This window comes from Schaalia sp. lx-260 (genome assembly GCF_021083645.1).
Classification (GTDB): domain Bacteria; phylum Actinomycetota; class Actinomycetes; order Actinomycetales; family Actinomycetaceae; genus Pauljensenia.
In genome coordinates, this window is the sequence record NZ_JAJNRQ010000003.1 from 259,607 (window position 1) to 285,921 (window position 26,315).

Consider the following 26,315-nt stretch of genomic DNA (forward strand, 5'->3'; position numbering starts at 1 on the left):
GTACCTGCGTTTTTCAACGCACAGCACAACACGTGATTAATTGCTTACAAAAAGGGTCTATTACGCCAAGAGTGTTTCTCCTACGTAAGTATCACCTTCACCTACACCAGGCAGTATCAGATACATACCCGACGCAATATGTTGCAAGTATTCTGTCAGTAAATCATCAGACATACGCGACAAAACAGGTATGAAATTCACTGCAGGATCACGCACAAAAGCAATGAAGAACAAGCCAGCTTCCAAACGTCCAAGGTAATCAACGCCTTCAAGGTAGTTATACCCGCGACGTAACATTCGTTTACCTGAATTATTAGTTGGGTGCATCAATGCCACATGTGAAGTGGGATCAATGACAGGTTTGCCATTTGCTTGAGCTGAAAAATCCGGGGCGCTGAATTCTTCCCCACCAGACAGTGGTGCCCCGTGGAATTTGTCTCGGCCGACAATGCGTTGCTGCTCACCAAGACTGAGTTCATCCCAGACTTCCATCATCATTTTGATTTTGCGGGTACACATGTACGTGCCCCCTGCTGCCCATGATCCTTGGTCGTCTTCAGGCTGAATCCACAAATGAGTATTCAGTTCTCCAGGAGAATCTTCAGCTTTAATATTTGATGTTCCATCTTTGAAACCAAAGAGGTTACGCGGTGTTCTTTGCGTGGAAGAAGTCGAGGAAGTACGCCCATATCCCAACTGTGTCCACCGCATTGTTGCGCGTCCAAAAGCAATGCGCGTGAGGTTATGCAGGGCATGGAGGTTCACCATCGGGTCTTCTGAGCAGGCTTGAATAATCAGGTCACCTCCACCTCGCTGAGGATCCAGTTTCTCAGCTGCCATGCGAGGAATTCCTTGTTCGAGGACTTGCGGAAGCTTGCCAGCTAAGCCGAAACGATCAACGCCTTCATCGGTGAGGAACAGTGAACGTCCTACTCCAAAACTGATAGTCAAAGCAGCAGGGCCTGCACCAATGGTTTCTCCCGTGTCACGTGGAGCAGCTTCAAGATTTGTGGCGTGATTTGCTACCGGTTCACCTTGAGTCATACGTTCTGCCGCTAAAGTCCAGTCACGTAGCAGTTCAATGAGGGTATCACGGCTATCTGTGGTCAGGTCAAAAGCAGCTGTATGCATTTGCTGCTGCGCTGGGGTCAAAATCCCTTGCTGATGTTTACCTCGGAAAGGATAGGAGGTCTGCAGCACGTCACTGGCAATGTTGTCGCCTGCTTGCCGTCCAAGAGCAAATCCTGATGCCCCTCCTAAACCAAAGGTTAATGCCCCAAGTCCAGCTAAACCAAGGAATTGTCGCCGCGATAAGCCATGAGGTTTTTCAGCGGTTTCGTGTGAGGCTTCTGTTTTTCCTGTAGCAGGGGGAAACCCCGCAGGATTTTCTTGATCCCGCGGGGTGCCCTGTGAAGCATTCTGATGCTCTTTCACTTGATGATCGCCGCCGTCAGCTGAGCTAGAGGCAGACGCAGAGCATTCACCTTGTCTGATAATGCTTTACGACCAGCATCATCAACAGTGTCGTAGGAGGCGTATCCGTCGCCTTCAACGTATTTACCAAGTTCAGCTTGCATTCCTTCAAAGGCTTCGTGGATACGCTTGGCCAGTTCAGGATCCTTTTGCTTTGCTAGGGTTTCAACGTTTCCGTAGGCAACTTTTGCACCTTCAACGTTAGCGACAAAGTCCCATAGGTCGGTGTGTGAGAAGGCTTCTTCTTCACCGGTGATCTTGCTGGTGGCTACTTCTTCGAGTAGCGCAATTGCACCATTGGAGATGTCGTCAAGTGAAACAGAGAATTCTGCCGAATAGACCAGATCGTACAGATGCTGAGTATTTTCAACGAGTTTACCGGCAGTGTCTTTGCGTTGTTCCTCGCTCAGGCCTTCATAGCCTTCGGGACGCCACAAGTCTTTCTCGATGAGGTGCCAGCCGGTCCATTCGTCCATACCGGATTCGCCTTCTTGGAAGTCAGCTTCGCGTAGGTCGAGGGCTGGGTCGATGTCACCGAATGCTTCGGCGGTCGGTTCGATACGTTCGTAGTACATGCGGGTTGGTGCATATGCTGCTTTTGCTGCTTCTGTGGCACCGGAGATGTAGATTTCAGCGAATTTTTGTGTTTCAGCTAAGAGTTGTCCTGCTTGGTCACGGATGTAAGCGGTGTAGTTTGTGACAGCTGAATCAATCATGCTTTGCTCATCAGCGCTGACTTCAGCTTTTGTGCCCGAGTCAGTGACTGTGAATTGTGCGGTTCCTACGAGGGCACCCACCATATTCTTCTTACATGCGGTGTAGTAGGTACCAGGTTCTAATGCGATAGTGTATTCGACGGTTGTGCCGGGGCCAAGGTTTTCACGTTCACCGACGATACGGAGTTTGTCATCAGCGAGGATTTCAAATTCGTTGCGTACTGTGCCGTTGTTCGTCAAGGTGAATGTGGTGACACCTGAAGGGGCGGTTGCTGCAGACACAACACATGTGTCATCGCTGATGGCTACGCTCAAAGCGGAAGGATTTGCTTTTTCTGATTGATTATTTGCGCTAGGGTTATTTGCCACGCAACCGGCGAGGGTGAAAGCAAGAACACCTGCCGTAGAAGCGGCAATGCTCACACGTGAAATTTTCATGTTTCTCCTTTGTGAGATTTTTCTTGGGATGTAGTGGTGTTTACGCTGTTTCCACGTGGCTGTGAGCCACCGCAGACGGACGATCTGCAGGTGAACATATTCGTGAACGCACGAGGAAAATGGGTAAAACACTGACGATGTAGATAAGCCATGCGAAGAATTGAAGATGCGTGGGGGCAGCATTGAGGTTAAACATGGCTTCAAGGAGGACCCACCACCATGCTGATGTGTTCAGCCATGAGGCAAGGGAACCGTCAACGAGGTACGTGAAGTCGTAGATCGGTACTCCCCAGCCGGGCAGAACATTGGCTTCTTGGAAGTCACCGATGCCGTATGACATGACTCCGGCTGCCACGAAGATTAACAATAATCCTGTGATATTAAAGAAAAGAGAGAGGTTAATACGAGCAGCACCTGTATAGACTGCCCAACCGATAAGTACTGCAACGATAAGACCGGTGAGTACACCCAAGGTTGGGTCAATGACCGAGTTTGTTGCAGAAGATTTCACTGTGGCCCAGACAAATAGGGCTGTTTCGATTCCTTCGCGTCCAACGGCGACAACGGCAATCCACACGATGCCCCATGTGGACCCTGTTTTAAGAGCCGCATTGGTGTCGCTTCGGAGTTTTTCTGTGAGTGCGTGCGAGTTTTTACTCATCCATAAAATCATCCACGTGACCATTGCCACGGCGACTAAGGAAAGTCCTCCGCCGATGATTTCTTGGGCAGCGAAGCTCAGGGTATAAGGTCCCCAGGTCATATAGGCACCTAAAGACAAGGGAACGAGGACAGCAATGATGGTGCCTAAAGCAACCTGTGGGAACAGGTCTTTACGTCCAACTTTGGCTAGGTAAGCCAAAATGATGCCGACGATGAGAGATGCCTCAACACCTTCACGTAAGGCAATCAGAAAGTTGGCTAGGAACACAGCTCACCCTCCTAGAACGAGAGAAAGATATTTACGTAATGATCCTTTTTTGTAAAGTGTGGATTAGACTAACCTTATTGCTTTAAGGTTTCAACCTCCCTCATAAGGAAGTACTTATATGCGACCCATACATTTTTTTATCCTTCTACTTGTTGCCCTCATTATTTTTGGCGCACAAAAACTCCCTGATTTAGCGAAATCACTAGGACAATCAGTAAAAATTCTGAAAAAAGAACTTCAAGATGATGAGCCGTCCTCAGATGCTCCTCAAGTAGAAAAAATCACATCTGAAGCTGCGCCTTCCGTCCCACCTACAGAGACAAACCCTTCCCCTTCAGAAAGCACACACTAATTTCTGCTAACCCCACAGGTCTCATGCCCCTGACGGAGCATTTACTTGAGCTTCGCAAACGTATCCTGCTCTCTTTAATGGGCATTGCTCTTATAGCAATCGCTGGCTGGTGCATATATCCCCTTTTGCTTGAGATGCTCGTAAAGCCCCTCGATGAGATTTTTGCCGCCCAGACCCAGCCCATGCATCATGACGGAGTAAATTTTCGGACAGTTCTTTCCCCGCTCACTCTCCGCTTATCGGTTTCTGCCTGGATTGGACTCATAGGTGCAAGCCCTTGGTGGCTTGCACAGGTATGGTTTTTTATCGCCCCCGCTTTGGAACGCCACCACCGTCGCCTCATCATCGCTTTAACATGCGCAAGCGTCATTTTATTTTCCGGCGGAGCAATGCTGGGCTGGTTTTTCTTTCCCCGTTTACTTGGGATTCTTTTATCAGAAATACCTGAACGAGCCGGTTCCCTACTCGATATTGATTCTTACATCACTTTCGTCATCACATTGACTGTTGTCATGGGAATCAGTGCGCTCTTTCCTCTCGTCATCATTGGTTTACATGCGCTACACATAGTCTCTGTTCGCGGATACATTCGCGGCTGGCGATGGGCAGTAATGGGAGCTTTCACTTTTGCCGCTATTACGAATCCGCTTCCAGATATCTGGTCAATGATCGTGCAATCACTCGCTTTACTTGGACTGTATTACTGCGCTGTTGGCATATGCGCTACGCGAATGTGGTGGGCTCAGCGTGGTCGGGTTCTTTTTTCTGCTCTGACAAAGAAATTACGTCAATTTGGGGAACACTAATATCCGGTAGCTCCGTTTCTTCAATCACTGTCTGCATTTGTTCATGAGCCGCCTGTTGAAATTCTTGAAGGCGAGAGCGAGCTTTGAGCAGGGTACGAGCAACATTCACCATTGTTTTTGGCCCTAGGATAATTAATCCGACACATGCAATCACAAGAGCTTCTGTTCCTGAAATGCCGAAGAATTCCATATATACATGCTCCTGACTTCACCTGTGCGCTAGGTAAAATTTACACGGTATTTTATTCTTTTCTTTCATTGCGTGACTCTCAAGTTGCTCTTGGCTTGTATAAAGCAATACCAAAAATCTCTGACAGGTACGTGCCGTAATGAAAATAATCAGAGGAGGCAAAATACAATACGGGCCTTGATAGCAATATGCCACCAAGACCCGTAGAGTTATTTCACCTCGTCAAATACGATAAAGACACTCAACAAATTATGTAGCATCAAGGCTTTATGCGTATCATCCGTAGTGTCACTGACCGGTCATTGTACGCACATCAAGAGCAGCATCAAGCTGTTCTTCTGTTATTTCACCTCGTTCAACAAATCCCAAATCAATAGCCGCCTCACGCACAGTTAAATCATGTTTCACTGAATGTTTTGCGATCTTTGCAGCTGATTCATAACCGATCAAACGGTTCAGAGGCGTCACAATAGAAGGTGAAGACTGCGCTAAACGCAAGCATCGTTCTTCATTTGCCTGAATACCATCAATGCAACGCGCCGCGAGAACCTGCGACACATTCCCTAAAATTGAGGCTGATTCTAAAATATTGGAAGCCATCACCGGCAGCATCACCAGCAAATCAAAGTTGCCTTGCGCTCCAGCAAAGGCCACAGCCGCATCATTACCGATCACTTGTGCGCATACTTGCACAGTTGCTTCTGGCAAAACAGGATTCACCTTACCCGGCATGATTGATGAGCCCGGCTGCAAATCTGGCAAGAAAATTTCACCAATACCTGTACGCGGGCCAGAACCCATCCAACGCAGGTCATTAGCAATTTTCACCAAGGAAACAGCCACTGTACGCATGGCACCTGACAATTCCACCAGAGAATCCTGAGCAGCTTGTGCTTCAAAGTGATTTTCAGCTTCACGTAAAGGCAAACCTGTATTTTCAGCGATCAGCTCAATGACTCGGGCAGAAAACCCTGCCGGCGTATTGATTCCGGTTCCTACAGCAGTTCCACCCAAAGGCAATTCAGCAAGATTGGGTAGGGCAGCCTCGATACGACCAATCCCTTTAGAAATCTGTGTCGCATAGCCAGAAAATTCTTGACCGAGGGTGATCGGCGTTGCATCCATTAAGTGTGTACGACCAGATTTAACGACATCAGCAAATTCTGTGGCTTTTTGTTCCAACGAATCATGCAGAGTCCGTAACCCAGGAATAAGCACTTCCAGGGTGGCTTGGTATGCAGCTATGTGAATAGAGCTAGGGAATACGTCATTGGATGATTGTGAGGCATTCACGTGGTCATTCGGATGTATTTCGTGCCCTGATTCACGTGTTGCTATGGTGGCAATAACCTCATTTGTGTTCATATTTGATGAGGTACCTGAACCTGTTTGGAAAATATCAATCGGGAAATGGTCATTGACTTCACCGGCGATTACTTTTTCAGCAGCAGAAACAATGGCATCGCAGATATCTTGACTGATAACACCAAGTTCAGCATTAGCCAAGGCAGCCGCACGTTTAATTTGTCCAAGTGCGGCAATGTGGTGTGGCGCTAATTGCTGACCAGAAATGGGGAAGTTTTCCACGGCCCGCTGTGTTTGAGCGCGGTAGAGAGCTTCTATAGGGACACGTACTTCACCCATAGTGTCATGTTCGATACGGTATTCACTCATAAGTCCTCCACATCATTGGGTTCTAGCTTTGTCCCCTCTATTGTCACCGAAATAAGAAAGAACTGTGGAATGTAATTACGGAATATACGCAAAATCACCTCATCACTAATTCGGAGCCTGAGGGTCACATATCACGCGATGACACACTTGTATTTCCTCATATCCTCCCAACTTTCTCCCTATCATCACACGTGAAAATCCCAGTATTCTCAAAGAAAAACACTCCCACCTCGCTTCCTTTTTCCTGCGGAAGTATCAAATGAGGACAGGGGTCCCCACTCCTACCCCAGTTACGTCATACGGTGTGTACAACCCATGTATCACCAGCAACAAGGAGTTACCATGACTGAGTTCTTCTACGAAGACTTACTTCCCCTCGGAGAAGACACCACCACATACCGCCTCATTACCACTGAGGGCGTACAAACCGTAGAAGGACCAGACGGTGTCCCTTACCTGAAAATCGCCCCCGAAGCCCTCCAAACACTAGCTCGCGAGGCCTACCATGACATTTCTTATTTCCTGCGAACAGAACACCTCGAACAGCTAGCAAAAATTTTGGAAGATCCCGAGGCTTCAGCAAATGACCGCTTCGTCGCACTCGATCTCTTAAAAAATGCGAATGTTGCTTCGGCGGGTGTACTCCCCATGTGTCAAGACACCGGCACAGCCATCATCAAAGGCGAGCGCGGCCAACGAATCATCACAGAAGGAAACGACGAACGCGCCCTTTCGCGTGGCGTATATGACGCTTACACCGAGCTTAATCTGCGCTATTCACAAAATGCGCCTTTAACCATGTACGACGAAAAGAACACCGGCTGCAACCTGCCCGCACAAGTCGAACTCTACGCTGACACCCACCGGGGGCATGAATGTGATTACCATTTCCTTTTCATGGCTAAAGGCGGAGGCTCTGCAAATAAGTCCTACCTTTACCAAATGACGAAAGCCATTTTGGATCCCGAGCACATGATGCAGTTCCTCGAAGAAAAAATACGTTCATTAGGAACAGCAGCATGCCCGCCCTATCACCTTGCTATCGTTATTGGTGGTACGAGCGCTGAATACTGCCTCAAAACAGCAAAGTATGCTTCTGCGCACTATTTAGATTCTTTACCCACCCACGGGTCTGAGTGCGGTAATGGCTTCCGTGATGTTGAAATGGAAAAAGCTGTTTTTGAGCTGACTCAGCAGATGGGAATTGGAGCGCAGTTTGGCGGTAAATACTTCTGCCATGATGTGCGTGTCATTCGGCTTCCACGCCACGGGGCTTCTCTACCTGTTGCCATTGCTGTGTCCTGTTCCGCTGACCGTCAAGCGAAAGCAAAAATCACCCCAGAAGGTGTGTTTTTGGAGCAGCTTGATTTTAATCCGGGACGTTTCTTACCTGCGACAACTGATGAAGAACTTGGTTCTGATGGTGAGGGCGCTATTCACGTTGATTTGAACCGTCCAATGGCTGAAGTCCTAGCTCAGCTTTCTCAGTATCCCGTTAAGACTCGTTTGGCTTTGTCAGGCACGATGATTGTTGCTCGTGATATTGCCCATGCGAAAATTCGTGAGCGTCTGGATAATGGCGAGCCTATGCCGCAGTACATGCTAGATCATCCTGTGTACTATGCCGGACCTGCGAAAACACCGGAAGGTATGCCTTCAGGTTCTTTCGGCCCAACGACTGCGGGACGTATGGATTCTTATGTGGATCGTTTTCAGTCTCTGGGTGGCTCAATGATTATGGTAGCTAAAGGAAACCGTTCCGATCAGGTAACTCAGGCCTGTCACAAGCACGGGGGTTTCTATCTGGGCTCTATCGGTGGTCCCGCAGCAGAATTAGCTGCGCATTGCATCAAGAAAGTCGAATTACTTGAGTATCCTGAGCTTGGCATGGAAGCTGTGTGGAAGATTGAGGTAGAAGATTTCCCTGCTTTCATTGTTGTTGATGATAAGGGGAATGATTTCTTTGCTGGTACTCAGGAAGTTACTCTGACCATTGGTAAACGTCCTGGTTTATAGATTCTGGTGGCCCTCATGTTGTTCTGCTTCACGGTAGTTCACTGACATTATTGGCCTTCCCAGTTCAACAAATGAATAAGGATGTGAGGCTTTTCTGATGCATGAAAGGACCATGTGAGCACTTTCCTCTTTAAGTTGGGCCTCAACTAAAACGTACAGGTGCTGCTTTCTCATGTTTTATCCGTGGGAAAGCAGCACTTTTTACACCCAATTGACGCTTATAGGCGTATCGCATATAAGCGTGTCTGCACCTCATCTAGCGTAAAAAGCGACGCACGAGTATCAGTAGAGTTCATAGCGGGCGGTAAGGGCTGACAACCACTTCAACACGCTGCAGGTCTTTCACTTCGCTGTAACCTGTTGAAGCCATTGTTCGTTTCAATGCGCCAACAAAGTTTAATGAGCCATCTGCCCGTGTTGAGGGGCCGTAAAGGATCTGTTTCATTGTTCCGCTTGTTCCCACATGTACGCGCTGTCCTCGTGGCATTTCAGGGTGCGTTGCTTCGCTTCCCCAATGCCATCCACGACCGGGAGCTTCCTCAGCACGCGCAAGTGCTGCACCTAGCATAACGGCATCAGCACCACAGGCAATGGCACGTGACAGGTCACCTGAACGTCCAATACCTCCATCCGCAATGACATGCACATAACGTCCCCCAGATTCATCCATGTAATCTCGACGGGCAGCAGCAACATCAGCCAGTGCCGTCGCCATTGGCGCATGTACGCCCAAAGACTGCCGAGTTGAATGGGCTGCGCCACCTCCGAAACCGACGAGGATTCCTGCTGCTCCTGTCCGCATCAGATGTAAAGCTGCAGTTGTGGTTGATACGCCTCCCACAATCACAGGCACATCAAGTTCGTAGATAAAACGTTTGAGGTTGAGTGGTTCTGCGCGTGAAGATACGTGTTCAGCCGATACAGTGGTGCCACGAATAACGAATAAATCCACACCCGCATCGACAACATATCGCCAGTATTTTTGTGTTCTTTGTGGTGATAGGCGGCCCGCGACGACAACACCAGCCTCACGAATCTGTTGGAGTCGAGCTGTAATGAGTTCAGGTTGAATTGGCTCAGAGTAGGCTTTCTGTAAAAAAGGAATGGATTCTTCCCCGTCAAGATGCGAAACTTCTTCAAGTAGTGGTTCTGGATCCTCATAACGGGTCCATAGACCATCCAAATCCAGAACGCCGATACCGCCTAAGCGTCCACATTCGATAGCTGTCTGAGGGCTCATCACTGAGTCCATGGGGGCAGCCATAATTGGAATATCAACATGGTAGGCATCAATTTGCCAGCCCACGTTGACGTCTTCTGGATCGCGGGTACGTCGTGCAGGTACTAAAGCGATGTCGTCTAGCGTGTAGGCGCGTCGTCCACGTTTGCCTCGACCAATTTCAATTTCATGACTCACGTACTCATACTATCGGGAACAGTCTTTTTCTTTCAGTCAATATGCTTATGTGTATTTCCACCTCATAGAAATTACTTGTCTCATATTTCTATACGGGTGTATGCGCACGGGATTTCTCAGCACAAAGACAGCATGTATTGAGCGCTGCGTCGCACTTTTGGTGTTGAAGTGTACGCAGATGTGGGAGTTATAGGGGACACTGGAAGTATGAGTGAAAAAGAGATGATATGGACAGATGTTCCGTGGTTAGGTTTTGACACGGAAACAACGGGGGTGCATGTTCACGAAGATCGTTTAGTTACTGCTGCCCTTGTTTTGAGACGTGCAGGCGCTCACCCTCGTGAAGCTGATCTGATGCGCACATGGCTGGCTGATCCTGGTGTGGAAATACCTGAAAAAGCGAGTGCTGTTCATGGGATCACCACAGAATATGCGCGTGAAAATGGGAAGCCGATTACTCAGGTACTTGATGATGTGGCTTCGACTTTAACTGACCATTGGAAACGAGGTTTTCCTGTGGTTGTTTTCAATGCTCCCTACGATATTTCTCTGATGGAAGCTGAGCTTCGTCGCCATGGTTTACCTACTTTAGAAGAACGTCTTGGTCGTTTACCTTCACCGGTTATTGATCCGCTTGTTATTGACCGTGTTGTTGGTAAATATCGCAAAGGAAAGAAAACACTGGTGCTGATGGCACCTGTATATGGTGTGGTTGCTGAAGAAAATGCTCATACTGCGGAAGTGGATGTGCAAATGACTCTTGATGTCCTTGGGGGGATTGCGCGAAAGCACTCCGACACCTTTGGGGCTATGACGTGTATGGAGCTTCACGAATGGCAAAAACGTGAACATGCACAATGGGCAGCTGACCGTGAGGAATATATGCGACGCAGTGTAGGTAAGGAGGTTGTTATCTCTCGCGCATGGCCTCTTGAGTAGTCCTCATGCTCATAAGCATAGTCGTGCGCGCTCTGCGATCAGGTACCAGCACACATCATGCCTGCTGGTAGCTCAGGTGAAATTCGTGAGGTGAAATTCTACTTTTCACCTGTGGCAGCAACCAGGTCAGCCCAAGTCATCGGCCCACCGACAAGTCCAGCAAAATCAGCATTTTGCTCATGAATTGCCATATCGGTTGCCGGATTACTGACAAGATGTGCAAGCACATCAGGGGCGGCTGTGATTGCCCCAATGCCGTCACGGACAAGTTCAAGGACTTGCTCTGAGTTCTTGAAAGACGCGGCAAGCACATCTGATTGAATCCCCTGAGCACGAAGCATCCTATGCATATCAGCTGCTACACGGACACCTGAAATACCATAGTTATCCATACGGTTCACGTAAGGGGCGATATAACGGCATCCTGCTTTTGCTGCCATGAAACCTTGCATAGCTGAGTGAATACCTGTCGCAGTAATGTAAAAACCTCGCTGCTTCAATAAGGGCATTGCTGCATAGCCTTCGCGTGTCACAGGCACTTTCACGAAAATATGTTCACCTAAAGTTTCACGTAAAGCGGCTGCTTCAGCCAACATGCCCTCAGTTGTTGTCGATACTAATTGCGCATGCATTTGTGAGCCAAAAGGCAAGATTTCCTTAATCCGTTTCAATGTGGCCAGAGGATCCGCCCCATAACGTGCCAAAATCGCTGGATTTGTTGTCACACCGTCAACTGGTAAAAATGACAATGTATCTTCAATAGCCTTTGGGTCAGCGTCGTCAATCAAAATCAACATCAGGAGCCTCCATTTCAGTCTCTGGCTTTCTCCTACTGTATGAGTTCCACAGGTGTCACGACAAATCCCCTCCCCTGTTTCAAAACAGGTAGCAAATATCAAGCGGCGAAGGGAATAGTATTTTCCCTCCGCCGCTTACAGAATTGCCACGTCAAGCACTGTCACTTCAGGCTGTGATAATTTGGGGCTTCCGTTGTCATTTGTACATCATGCGGGTGTGATTCACGCAGACCTGCTGATGTGATCCTGACAAAACGACCATTCTTTTTCAGGTCGGCAATAGTTGAAGCGCCCAAATAAAACATTGTCTGATGCAAACCGCCTACCAGTTGGTAAACCACTGAAGCTAAAGCACCTGTATAAGGAACCTGTCCTTCAATGCCTTCAGGGATGATTTTGTCATCACTTGATACATCTGCTTGGAAATAACGGTCCTTTGAATACGATTTACGTCCACGTGAACTCATTGCCCCCAGCGAACCCATTCCACGGTAACGCTTAAATTGCTTACCATTGGTAAATACCAGTTCACCAGGTGATTCCTCACAACCAGCAAGCAAGGAACCCAGCATCACTGTATCCGCACCAGCAACCAATGCCTTACCAATATCGCCTGAATATTGCAGTCCGCCATCAGCAATTAATGGCACGCCCGCTGGCCCGCAAGCCTTCGCAGCTAAATGAATAGCAGTGATTTGAGGAACACCCACACCTGCAACAACACGAGTCGTGCAAATAGATCCAGGGCCAACCCCCACTTTCACAGCATCCACACCGGCATCAATCAGAGCTTGAGCACCCTCGGTAGTTGCCACATTTCCACCAATGATTTGCACCCCTTCAAAAGCAGAATCTGCTTTAATGCGGCGAATCATGTCAAGAGCCAAAGCAGCGCCACCGTTTGCAGTATCAACCACAAGGACGTCAACACCTGCCTCAGCAAGTGCGCTGGCGCGTTCCCATGTGTCTCCCCAGTAGCCCACTGCGGCGCCAACAACTAAACGACCGCGAGCATCTTTGGTGGCATTGGGATACTGCTCTGTCTTTACGAAGTCTTTGACTGTAATCAGGCCCGTTAAACAACCGTTGTCATCAATGATCGGTAGTTTTTCAACTCGGTGCTGTGCCAAAAGAGCTTTCGCGTCCTCGCGTGAAATACCTACATGTCCTGTCACTAGACGTTCACGCGGTGTCATGCAATCAGATACATGTAAATGCGACCAATCCTGTGGGGGGACAAAACGCAGATCACGATTGGTGATGATACCTAAGAGCTCACCATTTTCACCAACAACCGGCAGACCAGAAACCCTGTACTGTCCACATAAACGATCAAGTTCCTCGATTGTGGCATCGGGCCTGACGGTCACAGGATCTTCCACCATGCCTGATTCTGAGCGTTTCACTTGGCGCACCTGCTGTGCTTGCTCATCGATGGAAAGATTTCGGTGCAAAATTCCAATGCCACCTTGACGTGCCATAGCAATTGCCATACGCGCTTCGGTGACCGTATCCATTGCCGCTGACAGCAACGGAATACGTAGTTGAATATTTTTTGTGAGATATGAGGTTGTATCCACAGTTGAGGGAACAACATCCGTTAATTCCGGTAGCAAAAGAACGTCGTCGTAAGTCAGGCCTGTTAAAGCAAAAGGATCCTGTGCATGTGTCGTAAGTCCACCCATAGAACAAGTGTAGAGGCCAAGCCTACACATTTTATCGTTGAACCCTGTGAAAAATATGACGTAGGACCTCTGTATTGTATATATGAGTCTTCATATCAGGCCTATGCCCCACAGGTGAAATAATGGGCTTTCATCAAACAAATAAAAGACGGCACCTGTGTTGGCCGTATCACTCAGGTCAATCCTGTAGGTGAGGATCCTCGAAAAAGTTTTCCTTATAGAAACGAGTGGCTCTCACGTGCCCGTCGCGCTGATTCTGCGAAACTAGCTGCTGGCGGTAACAGCGGTAAAAGAAGCATCTGCGCTACATGATATACGTCAGGTTTACCGTCCCACGTTGTCGTTGACACGTCACCGTTTTCATTCACTTCATGTACCCATCTGCCAATGTCTTCACGTAGGTACTGATCGGCCCATGCAAGCCATGAAGCAAAAAAGTCAGATACTTCCTCAGCGTCTTGTGTTCGCCCCACGACGTGAAGTTCGCGTCCCAATACCATTGCTGCACTTAATGCTTCACATAAAACCCAGTGCATACGTTCTGTGACAACTGGCTGACCGTCAAAGTCGGTGGTATACACAAAGCCACCATGCTTGCTATCCCATCCTTCCTCAGCAGCACGACTAAAAAGTGCATGAGGAGCTTCTAGTGTCCAGTCTGGAATTTCGTCACCATTTTCCCTCAAAGCACCACGCACATGCAGCATCAGGCGAGCCCATTCACATGCGTGTCCCGGTGTAACACCGTAGGGGCGGAAAGGATCATGAGGATTTTCTTTATTGAAATCTGTCTGCACTGCCCATTTACTATCAAAGTGTTCAGGTAAACGGGCGCCCCACTGCGCACATAGATCAGCGGCCCAGCGGGTGATTGCGCGCGCACGGTCTAGCCACAAGCGTTCCCCTGTCGCATGATAAGCCGCCAGATATGCTTCCACCGTGTGCATGTTGGAGTTGAGGCCACGGTAGGCTTCTTTCTGCGTATATTCCTTATCCCATGATTCGCATACACGCCCGTGTTCTGGTTCCCACCAGTGGGTATCTTGATCGGCGAGCGCGTCCTCAAGGAGTTGGCGTGCGCCCTCTATACCTGCTGTGAGGGCACTTGAAGCTGCGAGGATAACGAATGCGTGAGCATAGGCTTCTTTACGACCGTCTCCAACGTAGTGTCCGTGACCGTTTTCGTCGATACCGTGTTCTACTGCGCTGAACCAGCCACCGTTTTCATGATCGCGAAAAGCAGTGGTTAAGGAACGGATCCCGTGTTCAGCAAATTCTGACATACCCGCGATACCGCATAGGGATGCGAGGGCAAATACATGGGTCATACGGGCTGTAATCCACAGTTCAACGGGACGTTTTTTGTTCACTGTGCCGTCCCCCATTAAGTATCCAAATCCGCTGGGACGCAGGGAGGCGCAGGCAAAACGTGTAAGAACAAGGAATTCTTTGGTGAAGCTGGATTGTAGGATTGGTTCTTCCCACGGGCTTTCCATGATTCCTCCATTATGTTGATGTGTGGGTATATGTTCCTTTGCGGGGACGCAAGATTATAGGTGCCACGTTACCATTGAAAGCAAAGGGAAATGGGGGCTTTCGACCATAGGATGTGCGTTCCTGTGCTTTCGTGACCGATTATCGGACAGTGGATGTGGTATCCGGAAAAGTGATGACCGTGGCCTGTTTTAGATACGTGCAAGAGTTTCTTCAACGGCTGCAGCGATAGTGCGTACACGTAGGACTTTCGGATTCAGAATTGGTGGTGTATCCGCTCCTACGAGGATGACGTCGGTGCTGTGGTCATGTATGAGGGTTGTGACAAGTTTTTCACATGCTGTCCCGCGTCCTGTGACGACAGCGATACGCACATCATGGTTTTGTATGTATGTTGCTATTCGGTCGCATACTTCTGTCCCACCGTGATTTCCTGTGGACATAATTGCCGTGGGGTGTTCTCGCCATTGTAAAGCTACTCCCATGACATGAGCTGCCAAGGAATGTTCTTCATCTGTGAGGATAAGGATTCCTACTGTTTTTTCTTGGTCTGTTGAGGTGGTGGGGCGTTGGTCTGATATTTCGGTGAGGACTTGGAGAACTGCAAGTGTCAAGAGGGCCGAGGGTGCGTATCCTGGTTTTTCGCCTTCGGTGGAGGCTCTGATGGATTCAAGTGCCGGTTCAAGTAAATGTGTCCATGTGTAGACGAGGCCGTGGGTTGCTATCGCATTTTCTAGTAGGCGTATAAGGGTTTCTGCGCGACCTCCTTGTGCAGCGGCAAGTATGTCGTCGCAATGTGATGGCACGGGAAGTTCACGCGTGTTTTCACGTGTTTTCACGGGGGTTTCGCCTCGCACAATAGCTGCGGCTTCAGCTGTAGGAACTCCTGCGTGAATTAATTCAACCATGTGAGCAAGGCGCGCAAAATCATCTGGAAGGTAGCGTCGTCGAGTTCCGGATTGGCGTTCTTCGTTTCCAATCCCATATCTGCGTTCCCATGTGCGTAATGTGGAGGGAGATATTCCTAGGCGTACCGACACAGCGGCTACAGTAAGTGGCGCTTGTGGTAATTCTGCGGCCACGAGCTGTGCCTTAGGCATATTTGCTCCTTTTCACTGCGTGCTGATATGCGCAAAAATGACGCACTTTCTGTTCTTCGTGCGCGCATTACTTGTGCATTGCTTTTCTTCGATTGTCGTACCCTCAGCCTTTTTGCGCCACCGGAAGATGTGTTTTTCTTCTTTTCGCCCAGTTTCAGTGCTTTGTGGAGTCTTTTTCTTTATTGAACTGTAACTTTCATAGATATTTTCTTTCAGTGTTTTCTCAGCTTTCTCTCTTTTCCTGAGAGTTTCAGGAGAATTTATGACACGGTCTTGAACAACATATGCACAGTTACGTAGAATGGTGGATAGCAAGATGAAGGAACATTCTTCATCATCAATTGTTCACTTGTAGGAAATGAGGACCCATGACTGATGTCTCGCGACTACCCGGCCCTATGATGGAGGTTTGGGAGTGGCAGTACCAAGGGGCCTGCCGCGACCTAGATACGGAAATGTTTTTCCATCCTGAAGGCGAACGAGGCTCCACTCGCCGCCGTCGTGCTGAAGCAGCGAAGGCCATATGCGCCACATGCCCTGTTCTTGAACAATGCCGCCAATATGCCCTTGCAGCACAAGAGCCTTATGGCATTTGGGGTGGCATGACCGAAGAAGAACGTCGAGAAGCTGTTCGAGGCACTGCTCGACGTCGCGCCTCCTAAAAACCGTCCACTAATTGCGTCGTCACAGCAGTGACGACGCTTTTATTATCCTTGGGCACTCATCATAGGGATTAAGGCATCAATGAGGGATATCCCCTATATCTACAGATACTTTCATACAAAAGATGTCGGCCCTCTATTTTCATACTATTTTTTGATATATAGGTGAAGATTTTCTTTTTCTCATTACGAAAGCAAGGTTATGACACTTCCCAACTCCCCTACAGTTTCCACTGCCTCACCTCGTTCTGAGCGTAACCCACTTGTCCTTATCATGGCTTTGCTTTTGCTCATTGTTGCCACTCTTTTAATCGTGGTAACGGTAATATTGGTTCGTGACCGCTCGCTAGCCCAGCCGCCACAATCTGCCGTCGAAATGACGCAAAGTGAAGCGGGCTCCTCCACTGCGCAAAAACCTCAGTCCACGCAAACACAAGCGCAGACATCACATGAGGAAGTCGCACCCGCACATACCGATTCTGAAGCTCTGGCAATTATCCGAGCAGAACCTCACCGTGATCCCACAGACGGTCAGGCTAAAGGCTCTGTTGATGCTCCCGTTGTCCTTGTCTTATATTCGGATTTCGGCTGCCCCTATTGCACGCTTTTTGCTAAAGAAATACAGCCTCAGCTCAATGACCTTATCGACAATGGAACACTTCGTGTCGAATGGCGTGATCTGGCGCAGGTCACACAAACCTCACCTCTTGCAGCACAGGCTGGTCGCGCCGCAGCTTCACAAGGTCGTTTCTGGGAATTCCATGACGCTGTTTATGCGGCTGCAGGACCATCTGAGCACCCTGAATATACTGAAAGTAAACTCATCGACTTTGCTCGCGCAGCAGGGGTTCCTGATATTGAAGCATTCACAGCTGAAATGACCAGTCAAGCTACTGTGCAGGCAGTGCAAAAAAGCCGTGAACACGCGTACTCAATCGGCGTGAAAGGAACACCTTTCGCTTTCATTGGTGACTCTGTTATCAGCGGCTACCGCGATATAGCCTACATTCGGAATACGATCACTGAGTACGCGAAGCAAGCTGCTCGTTAAGAATGCTCTCGTTATGATGACACTTCCCGCATGGGCGGCTTTTTGCGGAGGAATCCTCACACTTTTCGCACCCTGCTCTGTGATGGTCCTTCCTGCGTTTTTTGCTTACGCTTTTACTTCTCGTACTACCCTGCTGCTTCGTACCGCTATTTTCTGGGCGGGTCTTTTAACTGCTTTGTTGCCTTTAGCTGTTCTTTCTGGTTCCGTTGGCTCAGCATTTCACGCTCACAGTCATCAAATTGTGGTTGCAGCTGCTGGGCTCATTATCGTCCTTGCTTTTTTGCAGATTTTCTCTGTTGAATTTCATTCACCTGTCAGGTTTTTTCGCTCACTTTGGATGAAATACCGTCGAGGTTTACCTCGCTTTTCTACATCTGGTGCTCATTCATCGTCGGCCTCACCTGCTTCAGTCCAACTGGACGAAGGGTCTATTTCAGCCAGAACAGGCAAACTTTTTACGCCGACTTCTGCCGTTTTTACTTCTAGAAGCCATAGGCTCCGTTCCACAGATGATTCAGCAAACCCTCTGGCAGTGTACTTGCTGGGTATTACTTACGGTGTAGCAGGTGTAGGCTGCGCTGGCCCTATTCTTGGAGCTGTTCTTTTGGGCGCAGGCTTAGGAGGCTCGCTCCTATCAGCACTGTGGCTCATGTTTCTTTACGGGAGCGGCATGTGCCTTCCGCTGCTGCTTCTTGCGATCGTGTGGCGCTCGTGTGAAAAGTGGATGCGCCCTTTGCTGCGTCCTCGTCCTGTAAAACTTTTGGGACGTTGGACAACATGGACGCATATTATCTCCGGCCTATTTTTCTTGTTTTTAGGCGTATCGTTGATCTGGGGCGGTTTATGGCTTCCTTTTCAACATTTCTTTAGTTCTTCTGCTCTCGCAGATCTTGAAAGCCGTACGATCGAGGTTTTCTCCCTCATTCCCTGGTGGCTTCCTGTTGGTATTGTCGCCATCTTAGCAGTGGGCATATATGCGTTACGGCGTTATCTGCGAGTAGGAAAATAGGAGGCCCACCTGTCAAATAAACAGGTAGGCCTTCTGGGTCCTTTCGGTGTACGTATGAGTACACCGTGATGGATAAGCTCAGCGCTCGACGATTGCGAGTACGTCACGAGCGGAAAGGATCTGGTATTCCTCCCCTTCGTACTTGACTTCTGTGCCACCGTAACGGCTATAAATAACAGTGTCACCAATCTTGACATCTACAGGAACACGGTTTCCGTTATCGTCAACGCGGCCGGGACCAACAGCGATAACTTCACCTTCCTGCGGCTTTTCCTTGGCTGTGTCAGGCAAAACTAAACCTGAAGCGGTGGTGCGTTCAGCTTCAAGCTGACGAATAACAATACGGTCTTCAAGGGGCTTAATGGTGATCGACATTGTCGTCACTCCTTCTTACAACGGAAAGACATTACTGCTCTCTGTCTGCCGTCGCGGGGGTCAGACCCAGAGCCTTCCGCGATCATGTCGCGTTCAGGTCCCAGCTTAGAACCGCATTGGCACTCAAGCAAGCCGAGTGCCAATTTCAGTGGTAAATATATCGTCTATATCAACATTTCATGTTTCCAGATGATTTTTTACGTAAAGTATGCTGCCCACATTCTTCATACGCCGATTCACTCATATCGCCTTGTATTTCTTTTCCCCACCTGTCAAGGCTATTTCATCAATATTTACCAGAAACACTGTAATTTGGGTGTATTTGCACTCAATTGCCTCATTTCTCCCAGTATCCGCCTTCCAAAGGATCATGGGACAATAACAGCATGGATACGTCGCTTCGCCTCATCTTGGACTCCCCTGCCTGGGAAATACTGCAAGCATGGGAAAAACGCCCCGAACGACGCACCCTTGACTCACTTTCTTTAAGCACCGCTTTACGTTCCCAAGGTGTAACACCTCACGTCGCTTCCGCTATCCTCCAGCAACTTGACCTACGCGAAGCGGCAGAAAGAAAATTTGGTTCTTTAGCTCGTCATATGGTTTTCACCCGCGAAGGACTCGAACAAGCCTCACGTTTATCTGTTGCTACAACTCACGCGCAACGTTTTCACCGTGCCGGAGTCACTTATCTTGCCGATTTAGGCTGCGGTATCGGCACTGAATCTTTAACGGCAGCCGGCCTTGGAATCCGCACATTCAGCCTTGATATTGATGAGGACTCAGCGGCAGCCGCAGCAGCAAATCTACGAGATTTCCCTGAGTCTGAAGTGCTATGTGGCGATGTTTTACAACTGGAGATGAGTGATCTTATCGCTCGTGGCGTAAACGCTATCTTTGCTGATCCTGCACGTCGAAGCGGCCTACACAAAGGCAATACTCGTATTCAGGATCCTGAACACTGGGCCCCTCCTTTATCTACGGTGCTCTCGTGGACTCAGTACATTCCGGCTCTTGGTGTCAAAGTAGCCCCCGGAATCGCATATGAGGTACTTCCCGCAGATTTTCATGTCCAGTGGACAAGCGTAGACGGTCAGCTTGTTGAGGCAGCTCTATGGTCACCTCCTCTTGCAATAGAAGGCCCTGGTCGCAGTGCGCAAATTATCCGAGAGCAGACCATACACATTGTCACAGATCCTCATGCTCATACCCCATGCGATCCGATCACTCCTGCACCTGTTGGACCGCTTAGCCGGTTCATCATGGAACCCGATGATGCGATAATCCGCAGCGGCACTATTTCCGCTATCGCAGATCAATACAACCTGCACCTCATTGATTCACGTATCGCTTACCTTACAGGCGATACATATACACCCAGCCCGTTTTATTCAGCTTTCGAGGTACACGACGTCACCGCGCTCCGCCCTAAACAGATTTCTGCAGCACTGCGTCATTTAGATGCTGGCTACGTTGAAATCAAGAAACGCGGAGCCGATATTTCACCTGAGGTCTTACGTCGACAGCTCAAACTCACTGGAAGTACGCCCGCTGTTGTCATTGCCACGCGCATCCAAGGACAACATCGCGCAATCATTGGTCGCCGCGTTTGCTGAAAATATTCCCCCAGTGACAGCACTGGTTTTTACTGTGATGCCTGTGTGAGGACCATTGCTGAATCTGGTGAAAAATCAGCAGGTGAAGGACGTACTCCTGCCCGCAGTAGTTCCGATCCCATAGCAGCAATCTGTGCGCCGTTATCTGTACAAAAACGTAACGGAGGCATACGTACTTCAATTCCTGCGGCCTGAGCACGTTCCAAAAGAAGTTCACGTAAACGCGAATTTGCACTAAAACCACCGCCCACGACAATTGTGGAGCATTCATGGTCAATAGCTGCACGCACAGCTTTTGCTGTTAATGAATCATTTACTGCTTCAGAAAACGCGGCGCATACATCAGCCGTATTTACGTGTTCTCCTGCCGCTGTCGCACCCTCAACATAACGAGCGACAGCAGTTTTTAAGCCAGAAAAACTGAAATCATATTTATGGCGTTCTTTATCTTTTCCTGCAGCTAAACCACGTGGAAAACGTAGTGCAGAAACATTGCCTTCGCGTGAAAGGCGATCCACATGCGGACCTCCTGGATACGGTAAGCCCAACAAACGCCCTACTTTATCGAATGCTTCACCAGCAGCATCATCTAAAGTGCCGCCGAGTTCTTGCACATCAGTGGCAATATCACGAACAAGCAGAAGATTCGAGTGCCCACCAGAAACTACCAGACCAATAAATTTTTCAGGTAAAGGCCCATCAACTAATTTGTCAACAGCAAGGTGCCCAAGAACATGGTTCACACCGTAAATGGGTTTATTCAGAGCAAAAGCCAGACTTTTAGCAGCACAAATACCTACTGTTAAGGAGCCCACTAAACCTGGTCCTGCTGCCACAGCAATAGCATCCACATCGGCCAGTGATACCTCGGATTCCTTCAATGCTGATTCTAAGGTCGGCAGGATTGATTCCAAGTGCGCACGTGAAGCAATTTCAGGGATGATACCGCCATAACGTGCATATTCATCCATTGATGTTGCTGTGCGGTCAGCCAGTAGTTCACATCCCCGCACCAGAGCCACTCCTGTTTCATCGCATGTCGATTCAATTCCAAGAACCAGTGGCTGTGCTTTTTCTTTCTCTGAACTCACAGGGGAAATTTTAACCCCTATGGAAGTGGGCCAGCAGTTCCACACAGAAAAGTTGTGAATAATACTCAAGAGAAAGATTCATCAGGGCATGTACAGCATAGTGCCCGCCCCTATGTACAAGGACGGGCACTATATGAAAATGGTGTATGGCACCTGCCATCAGCAGATCACATGCCTGCGAATGTTGCCTTACCGAGCTGGCGGTTCAATGTCGCAATCACATCCAATGGGATTTGCTTAGGACATACGGCCGCGCACTCACCAATATTCGTGCAGGAACCGAAACCTTCCTCATCGTGCTGGTTCAGCATAGCAACCACGCGCTTGAGGTTTTCTGGCTTGCCTTGCGGCAAGAGCTGCAGGTGTGTGACTTTTGCCGAAGTGAACAGCATGGCGGAAGCATTCGGACATGCAGCAACACATGCGCCACAGCCAATACACGCTGCGGCCTCGAATGCACGGTCTGCGTCCTGTTTTGGAACAGGTGTGGCATGGGCATCTGGAGCTGCACCTGTGTTGACGGAAATGTAGCCGCCAGCCTGAATGATGCGATCCAGGGCGCTGCGGTTTACCACAAGGTCCTTAATGATTGGGAAACCTTCAGCTCGCCATGGTTCGATGGTGATGACATCTCCATCGTTGAATGTACGCATGTGTAGCTGACAGGTTGTTGTCACCTCAGGACCGTGAGCGATACCGTCAATGACCAGACCACATTGACCACAGATACCTTCACGGCAGTCTGAATCAAAGGCGATTGGTTCTTCGCCGCGAGCGAAAAGCTCTTCGTTTAATACGTCAAGCATTTCAAGGAACGATGATTCCTCAGAAATCCCGCGGATCTGATATTCGTGCATAGCGCCGGGATCTTCTGGACCGCTCTGACGCCAAATCTTCAGTGTCAAGTTCACTTGTAACTCCGCTGCTTCAGCTCGATGTTGTTGTAAACCAGGTCTTCCTTGTGCAAAACAGGAGGTTGGCTTTCACCAGTCCACTCCCATGCTGCGACGTACAGGAACTTGTCGTCGTGACGCAGGGCCTCCCCTTCAGGAGTTTGCGACTCGGCGCGGAAGTGCCCACCGCAGGATTCTTCACGGTGCAAGGCATCAATACACATTAATTCGCCTAATTCCATGAAGTCAGCAACACGGCCTGCTTTTTCTAGGGATTGGTTGAGTTCACCGACCGATTTACCCGGTACGCGAACATTTACCCAGAATTCTTCACGGAGCTGACGAATCAGGCCAATGGCTTTCTTCAGGCCTTCTTCGGTACGTTCCATACCGCAGTATTCCCACATGATGTTTCCCAGTTCCTTGTGGAATGAGTCCACTGAACGGTTACCATCAACAGCCATCAAACGGTCAATACGGGCCTGAGCCTCAGCTTTTGCTGCGAGGACATCTTCCGAATTGTTATCCAAACGAGGCAAAGAAAATGCGTGAGCCAGATAGTCATTGATGGTGTTAGGCAAAACGAAGTAGCCATCTGACAGACCTTGCATCAGCGCAGAAGCACCTAAACGGTTGGCACCGTGATCTGAGAAGTTTGCTTCACCTGTCACATACAGGCCAGGTAGGTTAGATTCAAGATCGTAGTCAACCCACAAGCCACCCATTGTGTAGTGAACCGCAGGGTAGATACGCATAGGCGTCTCATACGGGTTATCACCTGTAATGCGTTCATACATGTCAAAGAGGTTGCCGTACTTCGCAGAAACAGCGTCACGTCCCATACGACCAATTGCTTCAGCAAAGTCGAGGTACACGCCGCGAGCAACGCCGTCAATCTTCGGACCAACGCCTCGGCCTTCGTCGCACATATTCTTTGCTTGACGTGAAGCGATATCACGAGGAACGAGGTTACCGAAAGCCGGATAGATGCGCTCAAGGTAGTAATCGCGATCTTCTTCTGGAATATCACGTGGATCTTTTTCGCAATCCTCAGCCTTCTTGGGCACCCAAATACGACCGTCGTTACGCAGGGATTCCGACATCAAAGTGAGCTTTGACTGCTGATCGCCGTGCTGTGGAATACAGGTCGGGTGAATCTGCGTGAAGCAGGGGTTACCGAACCATGCGCCCTTACGGTGTGCACGCCAAATTGCTGTCGCGTTACATCCCATTGCGTTGGTGGACAGGAAGAACACGTTGCCGTAACCGCCTGAGGCCAGCACAACCGCGTCAGCCACATAGGTTTCCAGTTCGCCTGTGGTCATGTTGCGAGCAACGATTCCTCGGGCGCGCCCATCAGAAACAATGAGTTCAACCATTTCGTGACGGGAATGTTCTGTCACTGTTCCAGCGGCAACTTGACGTTCAAGTGCTTGATAAGCACCGATGAGGAGTTGTTGCCCTGTCTGGCCGCGCGCGTAAAAAGTACGTGAAACCTGAACGCCACCAAATGAACGGTTATCTAATAAGCCACCGTATTCACGGGCAAATGGAACACCTTGAGCAACACATTGGTCAATGATGTTCGCACTTACTTCAGCTAAACGGTACACATTTGTTTCACGTGCACGGTAGTCACCGCCCTTTACGGTGTCGTAGAACAGGCGGTACACGGAGTCGTTGTCGTTGCGGTAATTCTTGGCTGCATTGATACCGCCCTGCGCAGCAATTGAGTGTGCGCGGCGAGCAGAATCCTGATAGAAGAATACGTCAACGTTGTATCCCATTTCACCTAAGGAGGCCGCAGCAGCGCCTCCAGCTAAGCCTGAGCCAACAATGATGACACGCAGCTTACGGCGGTTAGCGGGATTAACGAGGGCCGCAGAGAATTTACGTTGTTCCCAGCACTGTGACAATGGAACATCCAGCGGCGCTTTATGATCGACGGCGGGCTCGCCTTCACGGTAGAAGCCCTTGATTAAGGTGTCAGTCATATACGATCACCCTTTCTCAGCGTATGAAGCCGACGGCGATGGCTAACGGCGGTAAAGCAAACATCGCGAAGATGAGAACACCGATGAGGCCAGAGACAACGACCATAAATTTACGTGTTCCTGAACGAACCCATCCAAGGGATTGGAATGCCGACCAGAAACCGTGAGCGACGTGCAGACATGCCGCTGCCACAAAAACGAGGTACACGATCACCATGAAAGGATTCTGGAATGCCGCAACCATACGCTCATACGGTGTGGAATCGGCGGTGAATCCCGTGCGAATTGTCCCTGTGGTGAAGTGAAGAATATGGAAAATGATGAGCCCTAGCAGCAAAACTGCTGTGACACGCATCGTACGTGCTGCATAGGCATCAGCGGCATTTTTCTTTACGCGGTACGGAGTACGACGAGCTCGACGTGAACGTTTCCATGTAATCGCAGCAGCAGCGACGTGAATAACGAGCATCAGCATCATTGCTGCGCGGAATACCCAAATAAAACCTCCGTGCGGGAAGATTGGGTACAGCGCGTCGTGCTTCAGCCATTCAGCATAATGATCGTATGCCTCTTGACCGAGGAACATCTTAAGGTTTCCATACGAGTGGAAAAGCAAGAAAAAGACGAAGACAAGTCCTGAGACAGCCATGAGTTGCTTAACAAACACCGTGGTTGTCCATGCGCGACGTTTCTTCGTTGCGACAGTTTGTGTGGCCATGTATCCACCCTAAAGGCTCCGTACTCATCCCTGCTGGGACTCGGGACCTGTTTCGCACACGGTGTCAAAAAAATAGTATTTTTTCGGCTTTATTCCGCCATTTTCGTAACACGACTTTTTCTAGTGTTTTTCTTCGCATTTTCAATTTCGTCATCATTAACGAAAGGTATTAACTAACATTGTTTTTGCTTATCTAGCCTGAAGACTTCGCAAGCAACTTTACCTAACAAAAGTTTTCCTTGTCTTAGTCACGTTTTCCACGTTTCGTCGCATTTTCCTCGCATATAAAAAATGTTGCTTTTCCCCTACCATACGCGCAGTATTCACACGTTTGAGGCAGGTTTACTCCCCGACAGCGCATCTTTACGCATAGTGAGGGCGTCCTCCCGAGGATAACGAAAATAATTTTTCACACGTCCTATAGGGAAAAATCCATGACGCTCATACATGTGGATAGCGCCCACATTAGATTCACGTACTTCCAAAAAGATTCGCTGTGCTCCTTCATCCAGTGCAACAGCAAGTACATCAGACATTAAGGCGTGACCCACACCAGTCCCTCGAAATTGTTCTCGCACACCAATCGTCATCACATCCGCATCAATACCAATGGATATCCCCGCCCAACCTGCTAATACGCTCCCTAAAAAAGCCCCAACATAATAGCGGTGCGGTGAAGATAACTCCTGCTCAATCATTGAGTAAGTCCATGGATCCTCAGCAAAAACCTCACATTCACAGGCATAAACAGTTTCACAATCAGCTACCCCTAACCTGTGATACTCATAGGATGGAGTTACCATTTGATTTAGCCGCGCATGATCGCCATTTATCGGCATTATTTTTCCTTTATTCCGAGCAATTGCAGTACCTGCGCA

The 26,315-nt window shown here is 49.1% G+C and carries 24 protein-coding genes; 8 read left to right on the forward strand and 16 right to left on the reverse strand.

The features are described 5' to 3' along the window. Positions 1 to 60: 60 nt before the first annotated feature. Genes efeB through efeU form a run of 3 tightly spaced genes read right to left on the reverse strand, consistent with a single transcriptional unit; the run spans position 61 to position 3,558 of the window. Entirely contained in the window at positions 61 to 1,434 is a 1,374-nt protein-coding gene (gene efeB / locus LRP57_RS05100) for an iron uptake transporter deferrochelatase/peroxidase subunit (RefSeq protein ID WP_231205450.1), read from the reverse strand. Next, positions 1,431 to 2,627, reverse strand: a complete 1,197-nt coding sequence (gene efeO / locus LRP57_RS05105) for an iron uptake system protein EfeO (protein ID WP_231205451.1) — start codon at positions 2,625 to 2,627, stop codon at positions 1,431 to 1,433. Before efeO ends, efeB begins: the two co-directional genes overlap by 4 nt. Positions 2,628 to 2,667: 40 nt before the next feature. Further along, the gene (efeU, locus tag LRP57_RS05110; RefSeq protein ID WP_231205452.1) at positions 2,668 to 3,558 is read right to left on the reverse strand and encodes an iron uptake transporter permease EfeU; all 891 of its coding nucleotides are present in this window, start codon (positions 3,556 to 3,558) and stop codon (positions 2,668 to 2,670) included. Between the two features lie 118 nt (positions 3,559 to 3,676). Between efeU and LRP57_RS05115 the strand changes: the two genes are divergently transcribed. After that, on the forward strand, positions 3,677 to 3,910 hold the full coding sequence (locus LRP57_RS05115) for a twin-arginine translocase TatA/TatE family subunit (RefSeq protein WP_231205453.1): 234 nt from the start codon (positions 3,677 to 3,679) through the stop codon (positions 3,908 to 3,910). A gap of 23 nt (positions 3,911 to 3,933) precedes the next feature. Next, positions 3,934 to 4,716, forward strand: coding sequence for a twin-arginine translocase subunit TatC (gene tatC, locus LRP57_RS05120; protein ID WP_231205454.1), 783 nt, complete (start codon positions 3,934 to 3,936; stop codon positions 4,714 to 4,716). Here tatC and LRP57_RS05125 read toward each other — a convergent pair. Together LRP57_RS05125 and LRP57_RS05130 are read right to left on the reverse strand one after the other, a co-directional pair. Further along, positions 4,634 to 4,906, reverse strand: a complete 273-nt coding sequence (locus LRP57_RS05125; RefSeq protein ID WP_231205455.1) for a Sec-independent protein translocase subunit TatA/TatB — start codon at positions 4,904 to 4,906, stop codon at positions 4,634 to 4,636. The genes tatC and LRP57_RS05125 overlap by 83 nt on opposite strands. Before the next feature lie 288 nt (positions 4,907 to 5,194). After that, entirely contained in the window at positions 5,195 to 6,580 is a 1,386-nt protein-coding gene (locus tag LRP57_RS05130; protein WP_231205456.1) for a class II fumarate hydratase, read from the reverse strand. A gap of 342 nt (positions 6,581 to 6,922) precedes the next feature. Between LRP57_RS05130 and LRP57_RS05135 the strand changes: the two genes are divergently transcribed. After that, positions 6,923 to 8,596 (forward strand): fumarate hydratase, encoded by a 1,674-nt coding sequence (locus LRP57_RS05135; RefSeq protein WP_231205457.1) that lies wholly within the window; start codon positions 6,923 to 6,925, stop codon positions 8,594 to 8,596. Between the two features lie 292 nt (positions 8,597 to 8,888). On the opposite strand, the gene LRP57_RS05140 is transcribed toward LRP57_RS05135, so the two are convergent. Continuing rightward, a complete protein-coding gene (locus tag LRP57_RS05140; protein WP_231205458.1) occupies positions 8,889 to 10,013 on the reverse strand; it encodes a GuaB3 family IMP dehydrogenase-related protein in 1,125 nt (374 codons plus the stop codon). A gap of 222 nt (positions 10,014 to 10,235) precedes the next feature. Here LRP57_RS05140 and LRP57_RS05145 point away from each other — a divergent pair, with 222 nt between their 5' ends. Further along, positions 10,236 to 10,952, forward strand: a complete 717-nt coding sequence (locus LRP57_RS05145; protein ID WP_231205557.1) for an exonuclease domain-containing protein — start codon at positions 10,236 to 10,238, stop codon at positions 10,950 to 10,952. 98 nt (positions 10,953 to 11,050) lie between these two features. Here the strand turns inward: LRP57_RS05145 and LRP57_RS05150 are convergent, their stop codons facing one another. The 4 genes from LRP57_RS05150 to LRP57_RS05165 form a co-directional block, all read right to left on the reverse strand. Further along, positions 11,051 to 11,749, reverse strand: a complete 699-nt coding sequence (locus LRP57_RS05150; RefSeq protein ID WP_231205459.1) for a transaldolase family protein — start codon at positions 11,747 to 11,749, stop codon at positions 11,051 to 11,053. Positions 11,750 to 11,910: 161 nt separating this feature from the next. After that, the gene (gene guaB / locus LRP57_RS05155; RefSeq protein ID WP_231205460.1) at positions 11,911 to 13,434 is read right to left on the reverse strand and encodes an IMP dehydrogenase; all 1,524 of its coding nucleotides are present in this window, start codon (positions 13,432 to 13,434) and stop codon (positions 11,911 to 11,913) included. Positions 13,435 to 13,649: 215 nt separating this feature from the next. After that, positions 13,650 to 14,930 carry an AGE family epimerase/isomerase gene (locus tag LRP57_RS05160; RefSeq protein WP_231205461.1) on the reverse strand — a complete coding sequence of 427 codons (1,281 nt, stop codon included), beginning with the start codon at positions 14,928 to 14,930 and terminating at the stop codon, positions 13,650 to 13,652. 189 nt (positions 14,931 to 15,119) lie between these two features. Next, positions 15,120 to 16,028, reverse strand: coding sequence for a MerR family transcriptional regulator (locus LRP57_RS05165; protein WP_231205462.1), 909 nt, complete (start codon positions 16,026 to 16,028; stop codon positions 15,120 to 15,122). Between the two features lie 368 nt (positions 16,029 to 16,396). Here LRP57_RS05165 and LRP57_RS05170 point away from each other — a divergent pair, with 368 nt between their 5' ends. From LRP57_RS05170 to LRP57_RS05180, 3 genes are all read left to right on the forward strand, one after another. Next, positions 16,397 to 16,690 (forward strand): WhiB family transcriptional regulator, encoded by a 294-nt coding sequence (locus tag LRP57_RS05170; protein WP_231205463.1) that lies wholly within the window; start codon positions 16,397 to 16,399, stop codon positions 16,688 to 16,690. 202 nt (positions 16,691 to 16,892) lie between these two features. Next, positions 16,893 to 17,741, forward strand: coding sequence for a DsbA family protein (locus LRP57_RS05175; RefSeq protein ID WP_231205464.1), 849 nt, complete (start codon positions 16,893 to 16,895; stop codon positions 17,739 to 17,741). Between the two features lie 13 nt (positions 17,742 to 17,754). Next, the gene (locus LRP57_RS05180; protein ID WP_231205465.1) at positions 17,755 to 18,750 is read left to right on the forward strand and encodes a cytochrome c biogenesis CcdA family protein; all 996 of its coding nucleotides are present in this window, start codon (positions 17,755 to 17,757) and stop codon (positions 18,748 to 18,750) included. A gap of 78 nt (positions 18,751 to 18,828) precedes the next feature. Here LRP57_RS05180 and groES read toward each other — a convergent pair whose 3' ends face one another. Then, a complete protein-coding gene (gene groES / locus LRP57_RS05185) occupies positions 18,829 to 19,125 on the reverse strand; it encodes a co-chaperone GroES (RefSeq protein WP_231205466.1) in 297 nt (98 codons plus the stop codon). Between the two features lie 386 nt (positions 19,126 to 19,511). On the opposite strand from groES, the gene LRP57_RS05190 reads away from it, so the two are divergent. Beyond that, positions 19,512 to 20,741: a THUMP-like domain-containing protein gene (locus LRP57_RS05190; protein ID WP_231205467.1), complete on the forward strand. Its 1,230-nt coding sequence runs from the start codon at positions 19,512 to 19,514 to the stop codon at positions 20,739 to 20,741. Positions 20,742 to 20,770: 29 nt separating this feature from the next. Here LRP57_RS05190 and tsaD read toward each other — a convergent pair whose 3' ends face one another. The 5 genes from tsaD to rimI all read right to left on the reverse strand — a co-directional run bounded on the left by tsaD (position 20,771) and on the right by rimI (position 26,240). Further along, the gene (gene tsaD / locus LRP57_RS05195; protein ID WP_231205468.1) at positions 20,771 to 21,832 is read right to left on the reverse strand and encodes a tRNA (adenosine(37)-N6)-threonylcarbamoyltransferase complex transferase subunit TsaD; all 1,062 of its coding nucleotides are present in this window, start codon (positions 21,830 to 21,832) and stop codon (positions 20,771 to 20,773) included. Between the two features lie 167 nt (positions 21,833 to 21,999). Then, positions 22,000 to 22,743: a succinate dehydrogenase/fumarate reductase iron-sulfur subunit gene (locus tag LRP57_RS05200; RefSeq protein ID WP_231205469.1), complete on the reverse strand. Its 744-nt coding sequence runs from the start codon at positions 22,741 to 22,743 to the stop codon at positions 22,000 to 22,002. After that, the gene (locus LRP57_RS05205) at positions 22,740 to 24,719 is read right to left on the reverse strand and encodes a fumarate reductase/succinate dehydrogenase flavoprotein subunit (RefSeq protein ID WP_231205470.1); all 1,980 of its coding nucleotides are present in this window, start codon (positions 24,717 to 24,719) and stop codon (positions 22,740 to 22,742) included. The genes LRP57_RS05200 and LRP57_RS05205 overlap by 4 nt, the downstream gene beginning before the upstream one ends. 16 nt (positions 24,720 to 24,735) lie before the next feature. Further along, entirely contained in the window at positions 24,736 to 25,437 is a 702-nt protein-coding gene (locus LRP57_RS05210; protein ID WP_231205471.1) for a succinate dehydrogenase cytochrome b subunit, read from the reverse strand. A 323-nt stretch (positions 25,438 to 25,760) separates the two neighbouring features. Further along, the gene (gene rimI / locus LRP57_RS05215; RefSeq protein ID WP_231205472.1) at positions 25,761 to 26,240 is read right to left on the reverse strand and encodes a ribosomal protein S18-alanine N-acetyltransferase; all 480 of its coding nucleotides are present in this window, start codon (positions 26,238 to 26,240) and stop codon (positions 25,761 to 25,763) included. Positions 26,241 to 26,315: the final 75 nt, after the last annotated feature.